9 protein-coding genes are annotated in these 16,175 nt (G+C 66.0%); 3 read left to right on the forward strand and 6 right to left on the reverse strand.

Annotated elements, in window-relative coordinates:
* Positions 1–331 precede the first annotated feature (331 nt).
* The 4 genes from J7360_RS01505 to cysD form a co-directional block, all read right to left on the reverse strand.
* Entirely contained in the window at positions 332–3,457 is a 3,126-nt protein-coding gene (locus J7360_RS01505) for an efflux RND transporter permease subunit (RefSeq protein ID WP_209033113.1), read from the reverse strand.
* Positions 3,454–4,524, reverse strand: a complete 1,071-nt coding sequence (locus J7360_RS01510; RefSeq protein ID WP_007964558.1) for an efflux RND transporter periplasmic adaptor subunit — start codon at positions 4,522–4,524, stop codon at positions 3,454–3,456. The genes J7360_RS01505 and J7360_RS01510 overlap by 4 nt, the downstream gene beginning before the upstream one ends.
* A 261-nt stretch (positions 4,525–4,785) precedes the next feature.
* Positions 4,786–6,699, reverse strand: coding sequence for a sulfate adenylyltransferase subunit CysN (gene cysN, locus J7360_RS01515; protein WP_209033115.1), 1,914 nt, complete (start codon positions 6,697–6,699; stop codon positions 4,786–4,788).
* Between the two features lie 62 nt (positions 6,700–6,761).
* Positions 6,762–7,670 carry a sulfate adenylyltransferase subunit CysD gene (gene cysD / locus J7360_RS01520; RefSeq protein WP_007964555.1) on the reverse strand — a complete coding sequence of 303 codons (909 nt, stop codon included), beginning with the start codon at positions 7,668–7,670 and terminating at the stop codon, positions 6,762–6,764.
* Between the two features lie 179 nt (positions 7,671–7,849).
* Between cysD and J7360_RS01525 the strand changes: the two genes are divergently transcribed.
* The 3 genes from J7360_RS01525 (at position 7,850) to J7360_RS01535 (ending at position 12,249) form a co-directional block, all read left to right on the forward strand.
* Positions 7,850–9,697, forward strand: coding sequence for an assimilatory sulfite reductase (NADPH) flavoprotein subunit (locus J7360_RS01525; RefSeq protein ID WP_057661161.1), 1,848 nt, complete (start codon positions 7,850–7,852; stop codon positions 9,695–9,697).
* Between the two features lie 108 nt (positions 9,698–9,805).
* Positions 9,806–11,527 (forward strand): assimilatory sulfite reductase (NADPH) hemoprotein subunit, encoded by a 1,722-nt coding sequence (gene cysI / locus J7360_RS01530; RefSeq protein ID WP_081027790.1) that lies wholly within the window; start codon positions 9,806–9,808, stop codon positions 11,525–11,527.
* Positions 11,524–12,249: a phosphoadenylyl-sulfate reductase gene (locus J7360_RS01535; RefSeq protein ID WP_022558611.1), complete on the forward strand. Its 726-nt coding sequence runs from the start codon at positions 11,524–11,526 to the stop codon at positions 12,247–12,249. Before cysI ends, J7360_RS01535 begins: the two co-directional genes overlap by 4 nt.
* Before the next feature lie 134 nt (positions 12,250–12,383).
* Here J7360_RS01535 and J7360_RS01540 read toward each other — a convergent pair whose 3' ends face one another.
* Together J7360_RS01540 and J7360_RS01545 are read right to left on the reverse strand one after the other, a co-directional pair.
* Positions 12,384–13,985 carry a PepSY domain-containing protein gene (locus tag J7360_RS01540; protein ID WP_057661164.1) on the reverse strand — a complete coding sequence of 534 codons (1,602 nt, stop codon included), beginning with the start codon at positions 13,983–13,985 and terminating at the stop codon, positions 12,384–12,386.
* A complete protein-coding gene (locus tag J7360_RS01545) occupies positions 13,985–15,988 on the reverse strand; it encodes a TonB-dependent receptor (protein WP_057661188.1) in 2,004 nt (667 codons plus the stop codon). The genes J7360_RS01540 and J7360_RS01545 overlap by 1 nt, the downstream gene beginning before the upstream one ends.
* Positions 15,989–16,175 lie beyond the last annotated feature (187 nt).

Raw genomic sequence — 16,175 nt, forward strand, 5'->3', positions numbered from 1 at the left:
GATGGCAATCGCCGAAGTGCACCATATTCATCCATGCCTGTCATGGGCCATTGGTTGGCGACCGGCTCGCATCCGCGCCGCACCTACACGGGCCACAACGCGCACCCGTTCTAGCTGGGTAGCGTGACGAGGATTCGCAGCGACTGCCTACCGTGCACAGCCGTACGAGACGCATTGCAGCGCGCGGCATTGCTGCCGCATGCAACGAATTGCGCAGCGCAGACGCCGGCCGCTCAGATGGACGAATGCACACGCCGGCCCGGCGCATCGATGACCTGACGCCATCCTCCGCATCGACGAATGCCGGCAGCCGTTGCGCCGCCGACCTCATTCACGCATGCCCACCCACCGACGGCGTCTGCGCTTCCAGGGTTTCCAGCTGGCGTGCCACCGCTTCGGGCGACTTGGTGTACGGCGCGATCAGGCTATAGAACGCCGGCACCACGTACAGCGACAACAACGTGGACAGCGAGACGCCGAAGATCACCACCACGCCAATCGTGGCGCGGCTGGCCGAACCGGGCCCGCCGGCCACCACCAGCGGAATCGCGCCGACTACCGTCGCAATCGAGGTCATCAGGATCGGGCGCAAACGCACCGATGCCGATTCCACGATGGCCGCATGCACACTGCGCCCTTCGTCGCGCAACTGGTTGGCGAATTCCACGATCAGGATGCCGTTCTTGGCCGCCAGGCCCACCAGCATCACGATGCCGATCTGACTGAACAGGTTGAGGGTGCCGCCGGTCAGCCACAGCCCCACCAGCGCGCCCAGCACCGCCAATGGCACCGTCAGCATGATCACCAACGGGTGCGCGAAGCTCTCGAACTGGGCGGCCAGCACCAGATACACCACCAGCAGCGCCATGCCGAAGGTCAGCAACACCGCACTGCCCGATTGCTGGTACTCGCGCGATTCGCCTTTCCAGTCCACCTGCGCATAGTCGGGAAGCTCTTCCTGCGCGGCCTGCTGCGCCCAGGCAATGGCATCGCCAAGCGGATAACCCGGTGCCAGGCCGGCGGTGATCGTGATCGCGCGCAGGCGATTGAAGCGGTTCAAGGTGCCGGCTTCGGCCACTTCGCTCAAGGTCACCAGGTTGGAGAGCGGGATCAGTTCGCCGCGGTTGGACCGCACGCGAATGGCGGTGAGGTCTTCCGGCGACATGCGGCCTTCGCGCCCGGCCTGCAGCATCACGTCGTATTCCTCGCCGTTGTCGACGAAGGTGGTGACGCGGCGCGAGCCCATCAGCGCTTCCAGCGCGCCGCCAATGGCAGCGACCGGCACGCCCAGATCGGCCGCGCGCAGGCGATCGATATTGACGCGCATCTGCGGGCGGGTTTCCTTGTAATCCGAGTCCGGGCCGACCAGGCCGGGGTTGGCTTCCATGCGCTGCAAAATGCGATCGCGCCACTGCGCAATCTCCGCGTAATCCGGCCCGCCCAGCACCAGCTGAAACGGCTGGCCGCGGCTACGCACCAGCCCGCCGCTCACCTGCGTGCGCGCACGCACGCCGCTGAGCACGTTGAGTTTCTGCTGCACCTCATCGGCCACTTCGGTGGTGGGGCGGGTGCGCTTTTCCCAATCCTGCAAGAACACGCTGACCCGGCCGGTGTGCATTTCCTCGCTGCTGCCAAAGCCACCGGGCACGCGCGGGTTGGCGCGCACGATGGGTTTGTCCGGCCCCACGAAGGGGCGCAGGATGTCTTCCACCTGATGCATCTGCCCCACCGTGTAATCGAAGCCGGCACCTTCCGGTCCGTCGATCATGATCTGGAAATTGCCGCGGTCTTCGGCCGGCGCCAGTTCGGAGGGAATGCGGCCCATCAGCCATGCGCTGGCGCCCAGCGCCAACAGCATCAGCAGCGCAAAGATCCATGTGCGGTGCACATGCCGCTCCAGCGAGCGCCCATACGCACCGGACACCGCCTGCATGCGCCCATCGAACCAGTGGTGGAAGCGATTGGGCTTGGCCTGCCCATGCGCGCGCAACAACTTGGACGACATCATCGGCGTCAGCGTCAGCGCCACGAAGGCCGAAATCGCCACTGCCGCCGCCAGCGCCACCGCCAACTCGCGGAACAGCCGCCCGGTATTGCCTTCCAGAAAACCGACCGGCAGAAACACCGCCACCAGCACGGCCGTGGTCGCAATCACCGCGAACGCCACCTGCCCGGTGCCGCGCTTGGCGGCCACCAGCGGCGGTTCGCCCAGATCGATCCGGCGCTGGATGTTTTCCACCACCACGATGGCGTCGTCCACCACCAAGCCGATACACAACACCAAGGCCAGCAGGGTGAGCAGGTTGATCGAAAAATCGAAGGCGTATAGCGCAATGAACGCGGCAATCAGACACACCGGCACCGTCACCGCAGGAATCAGCGCAGCGCGTGCGCTGCCCAGAAACACCCAGATCACCACCAGCACCAGCACCACCGCTTCCACCAGCGTGTGATACACGCGCTCCACCGCCGCATCGATGAAGGTGGTGGTATCGAAGGCGACGAAGATGTTGGTGCCCTTCGGTAGAGACTTCTGCACTTCTTCGGCTTGCGCGCGCGCTTCGCGCGCCACGTCCAGCGCATTGGCGGTGGAGTTGCGCACGATGCCCAGCCCCACGTTGGGCACGCCATTGCTCTGGAAATAGGCGCGCCGCTCGGCCGAGGTCAGCTCCACCCTGGCCACATCGCCCAGCCGTACCACGTAACCGCCCTCGCCCTTGTTCAACGGCAGCTTGGCGAAATCTTCGGGCTTGAGATAACTGCGCTCCACACGCAAGGTAAAATCGCGCTGCGCCGATTCGATGCTGCCGGCCGGCAACTCCACGTTTTCGTTCTGCAGCGCCGCTTCCACATCGGCCACGGTGAGTTCGCGTGCGGCCAGCTGGTCGCGGTCCAGCCAGATGCGCATCGCATAGCGCTGGCGCCCGCCGATCCGCACCTGCGCCACGCCGTCCAGGCTGGAGAAGCGATCGACCACATAGCGCTCGGCGTAGTCGGACAGCTGCAGCGTGTCCATCGTGCTGGAGCTCATGTTGAGCCAAAGGATGGGGTCGGCGTCGGCTTCGACCTTGGAAATCTCCGGTGGACGCGCCTGGTCGGGCATGCGGTCGGACACGCGGCTGACCGCATCGCGCACGTCGTTGGCAGCCGCCTCCACATCGCGCGACTGCACGAATTCGATGCTGATATCGGAGGAGCCATTGCGGCTGCGCGCCTCGATGGTGGAGATGCCCTCGATGCCGGCCAGCGCGTCTTCCAGCACCTGGGTGATGCGGCTTTCCACCACTGCCGCCGAGGCGCCGGTGTATTCCACATCCACCGACACGATGGGCGGATCGATGGCCGGCAATTCGCGCAACGTGAGGCGGGTGAACGACATCACCCCCAGCACGATCAGCAGCAAACTCATCACCACCGCCATCACCGGGCGGGTGATCGACAGGTCGGAGAGTTTCATTGTGCGGCCGCCTGCGGGCGGGGTGCTGCGGGTGGCGCCTGATCGGCAACCTTCACGCCCGGGCGCAGCTTGCCGGTGCCATCCACCACGATGCGCTCACCGGCCCTGACGCCTTCGAGAATTTCCACCTTGCCATCGCGGCGCTCGCCCAGCCGTACATCGGCGCGCTCCACGGTGCCGTCGGGCTTGACCCGGAACACATATGATTCGCGCCCCACCTGCACCACCGCAATTTCCGGGATCACCATCGCCTGCCGCGCCGGCTGGAACAGCCGCACATCCAGCAACATGCCCGGGCGCAGCCGGCGATCGTCGTTGGGAAAGTCAGCACGCACCGTCACCGAGCGCGTGGTTTCGTCGATCCGCGAATCGATGGTCACCACCTCGCCCTGGAACTGTGCGCCCGGATACGCCGCCGCGCTGCCGCTCACCGCATTACCGAGTTGCACCAGGCCGAACTGCGATTCCGGCACCTGGAAATCCACGTACATGCGCGCCACATCGTCCAGCGTGGCGATCACCGTGCTGGAGGTGATCAGCGAGCCAGGGCTGATCTGGCGGATGCCCAGCACGCCGGAAAACGGCGCACGCACTTCGCGGTCGGTGATTTCCGCGCGCATCTGCTGCACGCGCGCCTGCGCGGCATCGCGTAGGGCGCGTTGCGTGTCCACGGTGGACTTGGCCACCAGTTGCTGGCCAACCAGACTCAACTGGCGGCGGTACAACTGGTCGGTTTCTTCGAAGGTGGCCTGTGCGGCGGTCAAGGCGGCCTGCTGCGAATTGCCGCGCAGACGCAGCAGCAATTGCCCGGCCTTGACCTCGTCGCCGCTGTCGAAATACACCTGCTCCACCACATCGCTGACCGCGGCGGTGAGCGCCACCGATTCGCGCGCGCGCACGGTGGCGATCGACTGTACGGTCGAGTTCCAGGGCTGGGTGGCCACCGCCTGCACAGAGACCGGAATGGGTTTGGCAGCGGCCGGCGTGCTGGCCTGACGGCTACAACCGACCAGCACAACGGCCAACAAGAGCGCGGCGCAAACGCGCGCGCTGGGCAGAACAAGCATCAGGACATCCTGGCGGGGTACGTCGAAAGTTTACCGACCTAGCCGCCATCAATTGACAGAAAGGGCGCGCTTTGCACCATGACCAAAGACCCTTGCTGTCCTTGGCACGATGCGCTGGTTAGCGTGACCAAGACGTGGCGGCGGATTCGCCAGACGGGCGCAACCGGTCTGCAGCAACGGCATGTATGGGGTCATACACCGCCGCTGCACACGCGTACCGCGCTTGCCTGAGGACCGCCTGCCCTGCCGTGTTGGCCGCGCTTAGCGTTCCAGCCCCAGATATTCGAGCACATGGTGCGCCAGCGCCTCTACATTCTCACCATCGGCGTGAAGATGGATCTCCGGCGTCTGGGGTGCCTCGTATGGCGAGTCGATGCCGGTGAAATTGGGAATCTGCCCGGCACGCGCCTTGCGGTACAGCCCCTTCACGTCGCGCGCCTCGGCAACCGCCAGCGGCACGTCCACGAAGACCTCGACGAACTCGCCCTGGTCGAAGCGCTCGCGCGCCAGTTGCCGCTCGGCGCGGAACGGCGAAATGAAACTCACCAGCACGATCAGGCCGGCATCGGCCATCAGGCGGGCCACTTCCGCCACACGACGGATGTTTTCCACGCGGTCTTCATCGGTGAAGCCCAGATCGCGGTTGAGCCCGTGGCGCACGTTGTCGCCATCCAGGATGAAGGTGTGATAGCCCAGGGCGTGCAGGCGCTTGTCGACCAGGTTGGCGACAGTGGACTTGCCGGCACCCGACAGGCCGGTGAACCACAACACGCGTGGCGCCTGGCCCTTGATGCGCGCACGTGCGCCGCGATCCACGTCCAGATGCTGCCAGTGCACGTTGCCGGCGCGGCGCAACGCGAATGCCAGCGTGCCGGCGGCCACGGTGGCATTGCTCTGCCGGTCGATCAGGATGAACCCGCCGAGCACGCGTTTGCGCGCGTAAGGCGAGAACGCGATCGGTTCGTCCAGCGCCAGGTTGCAGTAACCCACTTCGTTGAGCTCCAGCCGTTTGGCGGCCAGCCGCTCCTGCGTGTTCACATCGACCTTGTGCTTGATGTCGCTGATGCTCACGGTCACCGTGCGGGTGCCGATCTTGAGCCAGTACGGGCGGCCGGGCAGCAACGCAGCATCGTCCATCCACAGCAGATGCGCGGCGAACTGGTCGGCCACTTCCGGCGGGTCGTCGATGGCGGCGATGATGTCGCCACGGCTGATATCGATCTCATCGCGCAAGGTCAGCGTCACCGCCTGCCCGGCGCGTGCGCTGCTCACCTCGCCGTTGGCATCGCGCACGCTCGCCACCTGCGTGCGGCGCCCGGACGGCACCACCACCACTGCATCGCCCACCTGCACCTGGCCGGCCGCAATCGTGCCCGCATAGCCACGGAACTGCGCGTTGGGACGGTTGACCCATTGCACCGGCAGGCGCAGGCCGCTCGCGGCGTCCGGCGGCTCCAACTGCACGGTGTCCAGGTGCTGCAGCAGATACGGGCCGCTGTACCACGGCATCCGCGTCGAAGCGCTGGACAGATTTTCGCCCGCCAGCGCCGACAGCGGAATGCACTGCACCTGGTCGATGCCCAGCTGCGCGGCGAGCGCGGCGTAGCCTTCCGCAATATCGGCGAACACCTGCGCGTCGTAGTCCACCAGGTCCATCTTGTTGACCGCCAGCACCACATGCCGGATGCCCAGCAACGACACGATGTAGCTATGCCTGCGGGTCTGCGTCAGCAGGCCCTTGCGCGCATCCACCAGCACCACCGCCACATCGGCAGTCGACGCGCCGGTGGCCATGTTGCGCGTGTACTGCGCGTGCCCGGGGCAATCGGCCACGATGAATTTCCGTCGGTCGGTATCGAAATAGCGGTACGCCACATCAATGGTGATGCCCTGCTCGCGTTCGGCCGCCAGCCCATCCATCAGCAGTGCATAGTCGATGCCCCCACCCTGGGTGCCATGCCGTCGGCTGTCGCTTTCCAGCGCGGCAAGCTGATCGTCGAACAGGCGCTTGCTGTCGTACAGCAACCGCCCGATCAGCGTGCTCTTGCCATCGTCCACGCTGCCGCAGGTGATGAAGCGCAGCAGCGGCTTGGATTCGTGTTGATGGAGGTAGGCACCGATGGTGCCGGGATTGGGGAGTGGGGAGTGGGGATTCGCAAGAGCGCTCCCCTCCACCTTCCCGCTCGCCGCGGGTTGCTCTTGCCAATCCCGAATCCCGAATCCCGAATCACTGCCCATCAGAAATACCCCTCAAGCTTCTTCTGTTCCATCGAGGCGCCCGGGGCGTGGTCGATCATGCGGCCCTGGCGCTCGGAGCTGGTGCTGACCAGCATTTCGGCGATGACCGCTTCCAGCGTGTCGGCGTTGGAGTCGATGGCGCCGGTGAGCGGGTAGCAGCCCAGCGTGCGGAAGCGCACCGAGCGCAGTTGCGGGGTTTCGCCCGGGTGCAGCGGCAGGCGCGCGTCGTCGACCATGATCCAGGCGCCGTCGCGCTCCACCACCGGCCGCGGGGCGGCCAAGTACAGCGGCACCACCGGAATCTTCTCGCGGTAGATGTACAGCCAGATGTCCAGCTCGGTCCAGTTGGACAGCGGAAACACACGCACGCTTTCGCCCGGACCGGTGCGCGCGTTGTACAGATTCCACAACTCCGGGCGCTGGTTCTTCGGATCCCAGCGGTGGCGCGCAGTGCGAAACGAAAAGACGCGCTCCTTGGCGCGCGATTTCTCTTCGTCGCGGCGTGCCCCGCCGATCGCCGCATCGAAGCCGCCATGCTCCAGGGCCTGCTTCAGGCCCTGGGTTTTCATGATGTCGGTGTGCACGGCGGCACCGTGACTGATCGGGCCAACGTCCTGCACAACCCCGTCGGGGTTGATGTGCACACGCAGGTCCACCCCGGTCTCGGCCGCGCGGCGGTCGCGGAAGGCGATCATCTCGCGGAACTTCCAGCGTGTATCGATATGCAGCAGCGGGATCGGCGGCCGCGACGGCGCGAACGCCTTGAGCAGCAGGTGCAGCAGCACCGAGCTGTCCTTGCCCACCGAATACAGCATGACCGGAACCCGGAACTCAGCGGCGACTTCGCGCAGGATGTGGATGCTTTCGGCTTCGAGCCGGTCGAGATGGGAAAGCGGCGGCAGAGTCATCGGGATGTCGTGGATGTCGGCGGGCAGACCAGCCGATGGTAGGGCAAGGCGCGGCAGTGTGTGCCGCCCTGATGAGTGCACGAAATAAGCGCCCGGCATAACGCGATAACGGCAATTCCTTTCTGGTGGGCACAACGCTTCCCTAACATCGTCACTCTCATCAAACTCCCCGGATCCGAATGACCGCCGCCAGTTCCGCGCTACCGCCCAGCCCCTTGCCCGACGAGCGCAAGGTACTGCTGGACCGGTTGGTCGACGGCCTGGACACCGCATCGCTGTGGTGGCTGTCCGGCTACGCTGCCGGGCTGGCGCAGGGCCATCCGCCGCGCTCGCTGGCGGTGTTGCCGGGCGGACAGGCGCACGCACTCGCCCAGGAAGGCCAACGCCTGACCGTGGTGTACGGCAGCCAGACCGGCAATGCCCGTCGCGAGGCAGAGCACCTAGCCGCCGAGGCCGAGGCCGCGGGTCTGAGCGTGCGCCTGGTGCGCGCCGACGCCTACCCCACCCGAGAGCTGGCCAGTGAGCGGCTGTTGTATGTGGTGATCAGCACCCAGGGCGAAGGTGACCCGCCAGACGATGCGATCGGCCTGGTGGAATTCCTGACCAGCCGTCGCGCGCCCAAGGTGCCCGAGCTCAAGTACGCGGTCCTGGGCCTTGGCGATTCCAGTTATGCCGATTTCTGCGGTATTGCCCGGCGCATCGACGAACGCCTGGCCGAACTGGGCGGCAGCCGCGTGCAGCCGCGCGGCGAAGCCGATCTGGACATCGACAGCGTTGCCGTGCCGTGGCGCGCACAGGCACTCACGCACGCGCGCGAGCAGCTCAAGGGCGGCCTGCACTCGGCCACGGTCACGCCGCTGCGCAGCAGCCCGACCACGCCGGTGTGGTCGCATCAGCAGCCGTTCGCCGCCGAGTTGTTGTCCAATCAGATCATCAGCGGACGCGACTTCAAGGGCCCGGGATTTCGCGTCTATGCGGCGCCCGGCAAGCGCGTGCGCCATCTGGAATTTTCGCTGCAAGGCAGCGGCCTGAGCTATGAGCCGGGTGACGCACTGGGCATCCGCCATCGCAATCCGCCCGCGTTGGTCGATGCGGTGCTGCAGACCTTGCGGTTGGACGGCGATGCCGCAGTCACCGTCGGCGAGCAGACCCTGGCATTGCATGCATGGCTCGCCACCCAACGCGAACTGACCAAGCTGTCGCGGCCGTTTCTCACCGCACATGCCGAGCGCGCAGGCGCGCAAGAGCTGCAAGCGCTGCTCGACCCCACCCAGACCGCCGGCCTGGCGTCGCTGCTTGCCGATCATCAAGTGATCGACGTGCTGCGCCGCTGGCCGGCGGATTGGGACCACGCCGGCCTGCTCGCCGCGCTGCGTTCCCTCAACCCGCGGCTGTACTCCATCGCCTCCAGCCGCAAGCGCGTCGGCGATGAAGTGCATCTGGCCGTGGACGAGGTCACCTACCAGGCGCATGGGCATGCGCATCTGGGTGCGGCCAGCGGCTTTCTGGCCGCGCTTGGCGAAGGCGACACCGCGCCGGTCTACATCGAACCGAACGAGCGCTTCCGGGTACCGGCCGATGCCGATCGCGACATCCTGATGATCGGCCCGGGCACCGGCGTGGCGCCGTTCCGCAGCTTTGTGCAGGAGCGAGCGGAAACCGGTGCCAAGGGCCGTAACTGGCTGTTCTTCGGCGCCCAGCATTTCAATACCGATTTCCTGTATCAGGCCGAATGGCAGCAGGCCCTGCAACGCGGCGAGTTGCACGGGCTGGATCTGGCGTTCTCGCGCGACCAGGCCGAAAAGCTCTACGTCCAGCACCGCCTGCGCGCGCGCGGTGCCGAGGTCTATGCCTGGCTGCAGGGCGGCGCGCATGTGTATGTATGCGGTGCTATCAGCATGGGCAAGGACGTGCATGCCGCCCTGCTCGAGATCGTCGCCAGCCACGGCGCGCTCGATGCCGAGGCCGCCAGCGCGTACCTCACGCAACTCCAGGTGGAGGGGCGGTATGCGCGGGATGTTTATTAGTGCCGGGATTGGGGAGTCGGGATTGGGGATTCGTGAGAGCAGGTGTCCGCGATCTTTGTGCTGTGCGGGTAATGCCCGCGCTTTGCTGTTGCTAATCCCCAATCACGAATGCCGAATCCCGTCATGAGCCACTCTGTAGAAGACATCAAATCCGAAAGCCGCCGTCTGCGCGGGTCGCTGGAACAGAGCCTGGCCGATGCGGTGACCGGTGCATTGCGTGAGGACGATCAGACCCTGATCAAGTACCACGGCAGCTACCAGCAGGACGACCGCGATATTCGCGACGAGCGGCGGCGGCAGAAGCTGGAGCCGGCGTACCAGTTCATGATCCGCACGCGCACGCCGGGCGGGGTGATCACGCCCACGCAATGGCTGGCGCTGGATGGCATCGCCACCCGCTACGCCAATCATTCGCTGCGCATCACCACGCGCCAGGCGTTCCAGTTCCATGGCGTGATCAAGCGCGAACTGAAGGCCACCATGCAGGCCATCAATGCCACCTTGATCGATACGCTGGCCGCCTGCGGCGATGTGAATCGCAATGTGCAGGTGGCCGCCAACCCGCTGCTGTCGCAGGCGCATGCCACGCTGTATGCCGATGCCGCGCGCGTGTCCGAGCACCTGCTGCCCAACACGCGGGCGTACTACGAAATCTGGCTGGACGAAGAGCGCGTGTCCGGCTCCGGCAGCGAAGACGAGCCGATCTACGGCGAGCGCTATCTGCCGCGTAAATTCAAGATCGGTTTCGCCGCACCGCCGCTCAACGATGTGGACGTGTTCGCCAACGATCTGGGCTTTATTGCCATCCTGCGCGATGGGCAGTTGCTGGGCTACAACGTCAGCATCGGTGGCGGCATGGGCGCCTCGCACGGCGATGCCGAGACCTGGCCGCGCGTGGCCAACGTGATCGGCTTCGTGACCCGCGACCAGTTGCTGGATATCGCCACTGCGGTGGTCACTACGCAACGCGACTTCGGCAACCGTGCGGTGCGCAAGCGCGCACGCTTCAAGTACACCATCGACGACCACGGGCTGGACACCATCGTGGCCGAGATCGCCCGCCGCGCAGGCTTCGCACTGCAACCGGCGCAGCCGTTCGCGTTCGACCACAACGGCGACCGCTATGGCTGGGTCGAAGGCGAAGACGGGCTATGGCATCTGACCCTGTCGCTGCCGGCCGGCCGCATTGCCGACACCGATACCGCAGCGCATCTGAGTGGGTTGCGCGCAATCGCGCAGTTGAACGTTGGCGAGTTCCGCATGACGCCCAACCAGAACCTGGTGATCGCCGGCGTACTGGCCAGCGAGCGCGCACGCGTCGATGCGCTGGTCGCGCACTACGGGCTGGATGCCGGCAACCAGTCCGCCACTGCCTTGGCGCGCGGCGCAATGGCCTGCGTGGCACTGCCAACCTGTGGCCTGGCGATGGCCGAGGCCGAGCGCTATCTGCCCGATTTCAGCGCGGCGCTGCAGCCGCTGCTGCAACAGCACGGCCTGGCCGAGACGCCGATCGTGCTGCGCCTGTCCGGCTGCCCCAACGGCTGCTCGCGCCCGTATCTTGCCGAGATCGCGCTGGTCGGCAAGGCGCCCGGGCGCTACAACCTGATGCTGGGTGGCGACCGTCGCGGGCAGCGGCTCAATACGCTGTATCGCGAAAACATCACCGAGCCGGAGATCCTGGCCGCGTTGGAACCGCTGTTGGCGCGCTATGCCGCCGAACGCGACCACGCCAACGATGAAGGCTTCGGCGATTTCCTGCATCGCGCCGGGGTGATCGCATTGCCGCCCTACCCCACGCACCGTCGCCTCGACCTGGAATTGCTCGCATGACCGCGCTGCCTGCTGCATCGATCACGTCTTCCGCGTTCGACGATCTGGACGCGCTCAATGCGCAGCTGGAAGGGCTGCGTGCCGATCAACGCGTGGCCTGGGCGCTGCAGCACGGCCCGCAGAACGCGGCCTTGTCGTCCAGCTTCGGCGCGCAATCGGCGGTTACCCTGCATCTGCTCAGTCAACAACGTCCGGACATCCCGGTGATCCTGATCGACACCGGTTATCTGTTTCCGGAAACCTACCGTTTCGCCGATGCCTTGACCGAGCGACTCAAGCTCAATCTCAAGGTGTATCGCCCGTTGGTCAGCCGCGCCTGGATGGAAGCGCGCCACGGCCGCCTGTGGGAGCAAGGCATGGTCGGCATCGATCAATACAACAATCTGCGCAAGGTCGAACCGATGCGCCGGGCCTTGGACGAACTCGATGTGGGCACCTGGTTTACCGGCCTGCGCCGCAGCCAGTCCGGCGGCCGAGCGCAGACGCCGATCGTGCAGAAGCGCGGCGAGCGTTACAAAATCAGCCCGATTGCCGACTGGACGGATCGCGATGTGTGGCAATACCTGCAAGCGCACGACCTGCCGTATCACCCGCTATGGGAACAAGGCTACGTGTCCATCGGCGATTTCCACACCACGCGTCGCTGGGAGCCCGGCATGCGCGAAGAAGACACGCGCTTTTTCGGTCTGAAGCGCGAGTGCGGCATCCACGAAGATATCTAGCGGCAACGGCCAGTTGCCAGTTGCGCTTGTACGGGGGTGACGCTTCACCAGCATGTGCGCAGCTGCATGGGCACGCTGCATCCAGCATGCAACGGCAGTGCGCTGCGAGCTGCACTCATGCACCGGCGCACGCATCACCCCGCCGAGGCATCGGCGTGAGCGCGCCGCATCCAGTAACGGTCGAACACCCACATCAGCAACAACGACAGGCCGACCAGCGGGAAGATCAGCCCGCACAGCGCCAGCAACGCCATCAGGCCGCGTAGCGTGCGCGGGTCGGCCGGCAACGGCGGTACGCCCAAGCTACCGCTGGGGCGGCGCTTCCACCACATCACCGCCGCGCTGACGCATAACAGCACGATGGCGATGCAGGCGAGCAACAGGATCAACTGATTGGCAGTGCCGTATTGCTGGCCCAGATGCACGTTGATGCCCCATTCCAGCAGCCTGGCCAGCGGCCCGTAGTCCCGATAGCGCATGTCCAGCAGTAGCGCACCGCTGTACTGATCCAAATGGATCACCCGCTGCCGCTGCAGATCGGCCGGGTACACCGACGCGGTATAGACCCCGGTCGCACCACGCGGCGGCGCCACGCTATATCCCGGCAGGATGCCGCGTGCCTCGAAACGCGCCATCGCTGCATCCAGACCGATCGCGCCGCGTCCCGGCGCAGCGAATCCAGCGGAATCGCCGTGATCGGCATGTGCGTTGTCTGCCGAGTGCGCGTGCTGGGCCGCGTGCCCCGACTGGCCAGGGTGCGCTGCGTGGTCTTCGTGGCCTGCATGCGCTGCGCTTGCTGGGAGCGCTCCGTGCCCGGAGTGCTCGAAATGCTCGTCGCCCATCTGCAACGCATGCGCTTGCTGGCCATGCGCGCGCTCATCCACCGCGCCGGTTCGCTGTGCAGGTACCACAGATTCCGGCAGGCGCGCCTGCTGCAACGACCACGCCGGCTCGCCACTGTCGGCCAAGCGCTGCTGCGACATCGGCTGCTGCACGCGCAACCCGGCCGGATAGCCGAAATCATGTCCATTGGCCCACCGATTGACCTGCGCCCCCCATAGCCACGACCACGGCATGCCGGTCAGCGCCAGAAACAGCAGGATCGCACCGACCCCGGCACCGGTCACTGCGTGCAGGTCGCGCCAGAACAGCCGCTGTTTCGGTTTGCCACGCACACTGATCACGCCGCCGCGTCGCCCGCGCGGCCACCACAGATACACACCCGTGAGCACCAGCACGATGGCCCATCCGCCGGCCATTTCGATCAGGCCGCGGGCATATGGGCCCACCAGCGCAAGACTATGCAGCCGGCGGATCGTCCAGCCGAGCGTGCCATGCTCGGGCAGGGCGCCCAACACCTGCGCACGGTACGGATCGACATACGCCACCTGCCGCACGCCGTGCGCATCCACCAGCCCGATCTCGGCGCTCGCATCCGCGCATTTGGGCGTGGTGTACACAAACAAGCTGCCGCCGTAGCGCCCTTGTGCAGCGGCAACCAACTGCTGTGCGGGCAGACGCGCATCGCCTATCGGCACCACCTTCAATCCGTGGTGCACGCTGCGATCGATGGCGTCCTGGTACAAGAACGCAGCCCCGGTCACCGCCAGCCAGATGATGAAGGGCAGCACGAGCAGCCCGGCATAAAAATGCCAGCGCCACACCGCGCGATAGAAGCGCCATCGGCTACCTTGGCGCGCGTCGTCTACGCGACCCTGGTCAGTCGTTGCATGCATCAGAAGCTCCAATCCCACGACACCGACAACGCACGCCCATCGCCGGGCGAGTAACCGGAGCTGCCACTGTCGTACCAGGCGTACACATACGCACGATCGGTGACATTGCGCAGCTGCAGGCTGAGCGCATTGCGCGCATCCACGGCCCAGCGCGCGCCCAGATTGAGCAAGGCGTAGCCACCGGTGCGGCCCAGCGTGTTGGTGCGTTCCAGGTAGTAATCGCCTTGCGCATTGCCCCAGGCGCTCAACTGCACCGACGAACCGACCTGCCACTCCAGCCCGGCGGTGGCCAACCAGTGCGGCACGTTTTCGATCTCCTTGCCGCGCGTGGCCGGGGCGCTCGGATCGGGCGTGGCGATGCTGGCCTTCTGCCGCGAATACGAGACCCACGCGCGCCAATGCTCAGCCGGCTGCAAGTTGAGCTGCGCATCCCACCCGCGCCGCAGCGTGCGGCCGACATTGGCCACATCGCCGATGCCCACCACGCCATTGACGCCGAGAACAGTCGCCACCTCCCCGGATGCGCGCTGCTCCCAATACGCCAGGCGCCCATCCAGCAGGGACGACGGTGCGAACTTCAAGCCGGTCTCCCAGCCGTCGTTGATCGAGGGCCCCAGATTGCCGGGCTGGCGGCGGTAGGCGCCATCGCCGCTGCCGATCTGGAACGTGCGCCCCCAGTTCGCATACACGCTGCCCTGCTCGCCCACGCGGTAGCTGGCACTGAACTTGGGTTGCTTGATGGTGCCGTAGTCGTAGGTTGGCGCGACGACGCCGGCCAGCACGTCGTGCAGCTGTCCATCGACACGATCGATGCGATACCCCGGCACCAGCTGCAGGCGTGCAATCGGGGTCAGCACCGCCTGCACATACGCACCACGCGTGCGCAGGTCGTAGTCCCAATCGCGTAGTTGTGCCCCGCGCACACGCGCCACGGTGCGATACCGCTGCGATTGGTTGTCCTGCCACTGCGCATCCACCCCGGCTTCCAGGTTGGCCTGCAGCGCGCCCCAGTCCGGCTGCCAGTTGCTACGCAGCAGCAGCCCGCGATGGGTTTCGTCGGTATCGCGTTCCTGCTGCAGCCCGGCCGCAGAAAACCGTACCCAGCGTTGATTGTGGTAGTCGTTCTGGTAGGCCTTGGCGCTCCATTGCGCCTGCTCGCCGAGCGCACCGTCCGCATGCAACGCAGTCTGGCTCGTGCGACGCTCGCTGCGGTCGTCCTGCGCATAGTCCGGCGAGCTGCGCGGCGCCGCACGTGCGGTGGCGGCATCCAGATAGCCGGCTTCCAAGGCATGGTTGTCGTAGTACCGCGTGGTGAGCCCTGCGCGGAATGCACCGTCCGGGTCGGTGTAGAACCACTTGCCCGCCACGCTGCGTTTGCGTGCGTCGGCATGATCGCGATAGCCGTCCGAGTCGCGCCAGGCCAGCACATAGTTCTGGCTCCAGACGCCCTGTTCGAACCCCTTGCTCAGTTGCACCTCGCGCGCATCGAAGCTGCCGGCCGTCACGCTCAAGCGGCCGTCGTTGCCGCCGGTACGGGTGAGCACGTCCACGCTGCCGGCAATGGCATTCAAGCCATAGCGCGCGTCGTTGGTGCCGCGCACGATCTCGATGGCGCTGATGTCCTGCGGAAATACCGCGTCCAGATACGGCATGGCGCCGGCGTTGTCGTTGCTGGGGATGCCGTCGATCAGCAGTTTCACCGCATTGATGCGTCCTTCGCCATTGAATCCGCGAAACGAAAAACGCCCTGCATCGGTACCCATGCGGAACTGGGTAACCTGCACCCCGGGCGCGCGCATCAGCAGCTCCCAGCTGTAGTCCACATGCTGATCGTGCAGCAGCTCGCCACCGATCACATCCACCGAGCTCAGCACGCGCACCGTACTCGGGCTGCGCTGCGCATGCTCGCTCACCTGCAGCTTGCCCAGGGTGAGTGCCGCGTCTTGCGCCTGCACATCACATGCAGGCCCCCACACCAACGCCAACGACGGCGCGCACCACATCGCTTTCAACAACCGCAGACGCATGACCAACCCTTCGCCGTGACTGCACGGCCGCACAGCCGTGCGCTGCCACCGTCGCGGCGCGCATCGGCATCACTGGATAAGAAGCGAGTCGCCCGCACTGCCCGGCAGTGACGCCGACAACCTCAGGCGCGCACGGGGCATTGCTGCATGGACGCCCGCACAG

The organism is Xanthomonas sp. D-99 (assembly GCF_017746145.1).
Classification (GTDB): Bacteria; Pseudomonadota; Gammaproteobacteria; order Xanthomonadales; family Xanthomonadaceae; genus Xanthomonas; species Xanthomonas cissicola.

What these genes read in the sequence shown, in the direction of transcription:
- J7360_RS01505 (WP_209033113.1), bottom strand. Translation starts at nt 3,457, where the DNA reads ATGAAACTCTCCGACCTGTCGATCACCCGCCCGGTGATGGCGGTGGTG.
- J7360_RS01510 (WP_007964558.1), bottom strand. Translation starts at nt 4,524, where the DNA reads ATGCTTGTTCTGCCCAGCGCGCGCGTTTGCGCCGCGCTCTTGTTGGCC.
- cysD (WP_007964555.1), bottom strand. Translation starts at nt 7,670, where the DNA reads ATGACTCTGCCGCCGCTTTCCCATCTCGACCGGCTCGAAGCCGAAAGC.
- J7360_RS01525 (WP_057661161.1), top strand. Translation starts at nt 7,850, where the DNA reads ATGACCGCCGCCAGTTCCGCGCTACCGCCCAGCCCCTTGCCCGACGAG.
- cysI (WP_081027790.1), top strand. Translation starts at nt 9,806, where the DNA reads ATGCCGAATCCCGTCATGAGCCACTCTGTAGAAGACATCAAATCCGAA.
- J7360_RS01535 (WP_022558611.1), top strand. Translation starts at nt 11,524, where the DNA reads ATGACCGCGCTGCCTGCTGCATCGATCACGTCTTCCGCGTTCGACGAT.
- J7360_RS01540 (WP_057661164.1), bottom strand. Translation starts at nt 13,985, where the DNA reads ATGCATGCAACGACTGACCAGGGTCGCGTAGACGACGCGCGCCAAGGT.
- J7360_RS01545 (WP_057661188.1), bottom strand. Translation starts at nt 15,988, where the DNA reads ATGTGGTGCGCGCCGTCGTTGGCGTTGGTGTGGGGGCCTGCATGTGAT.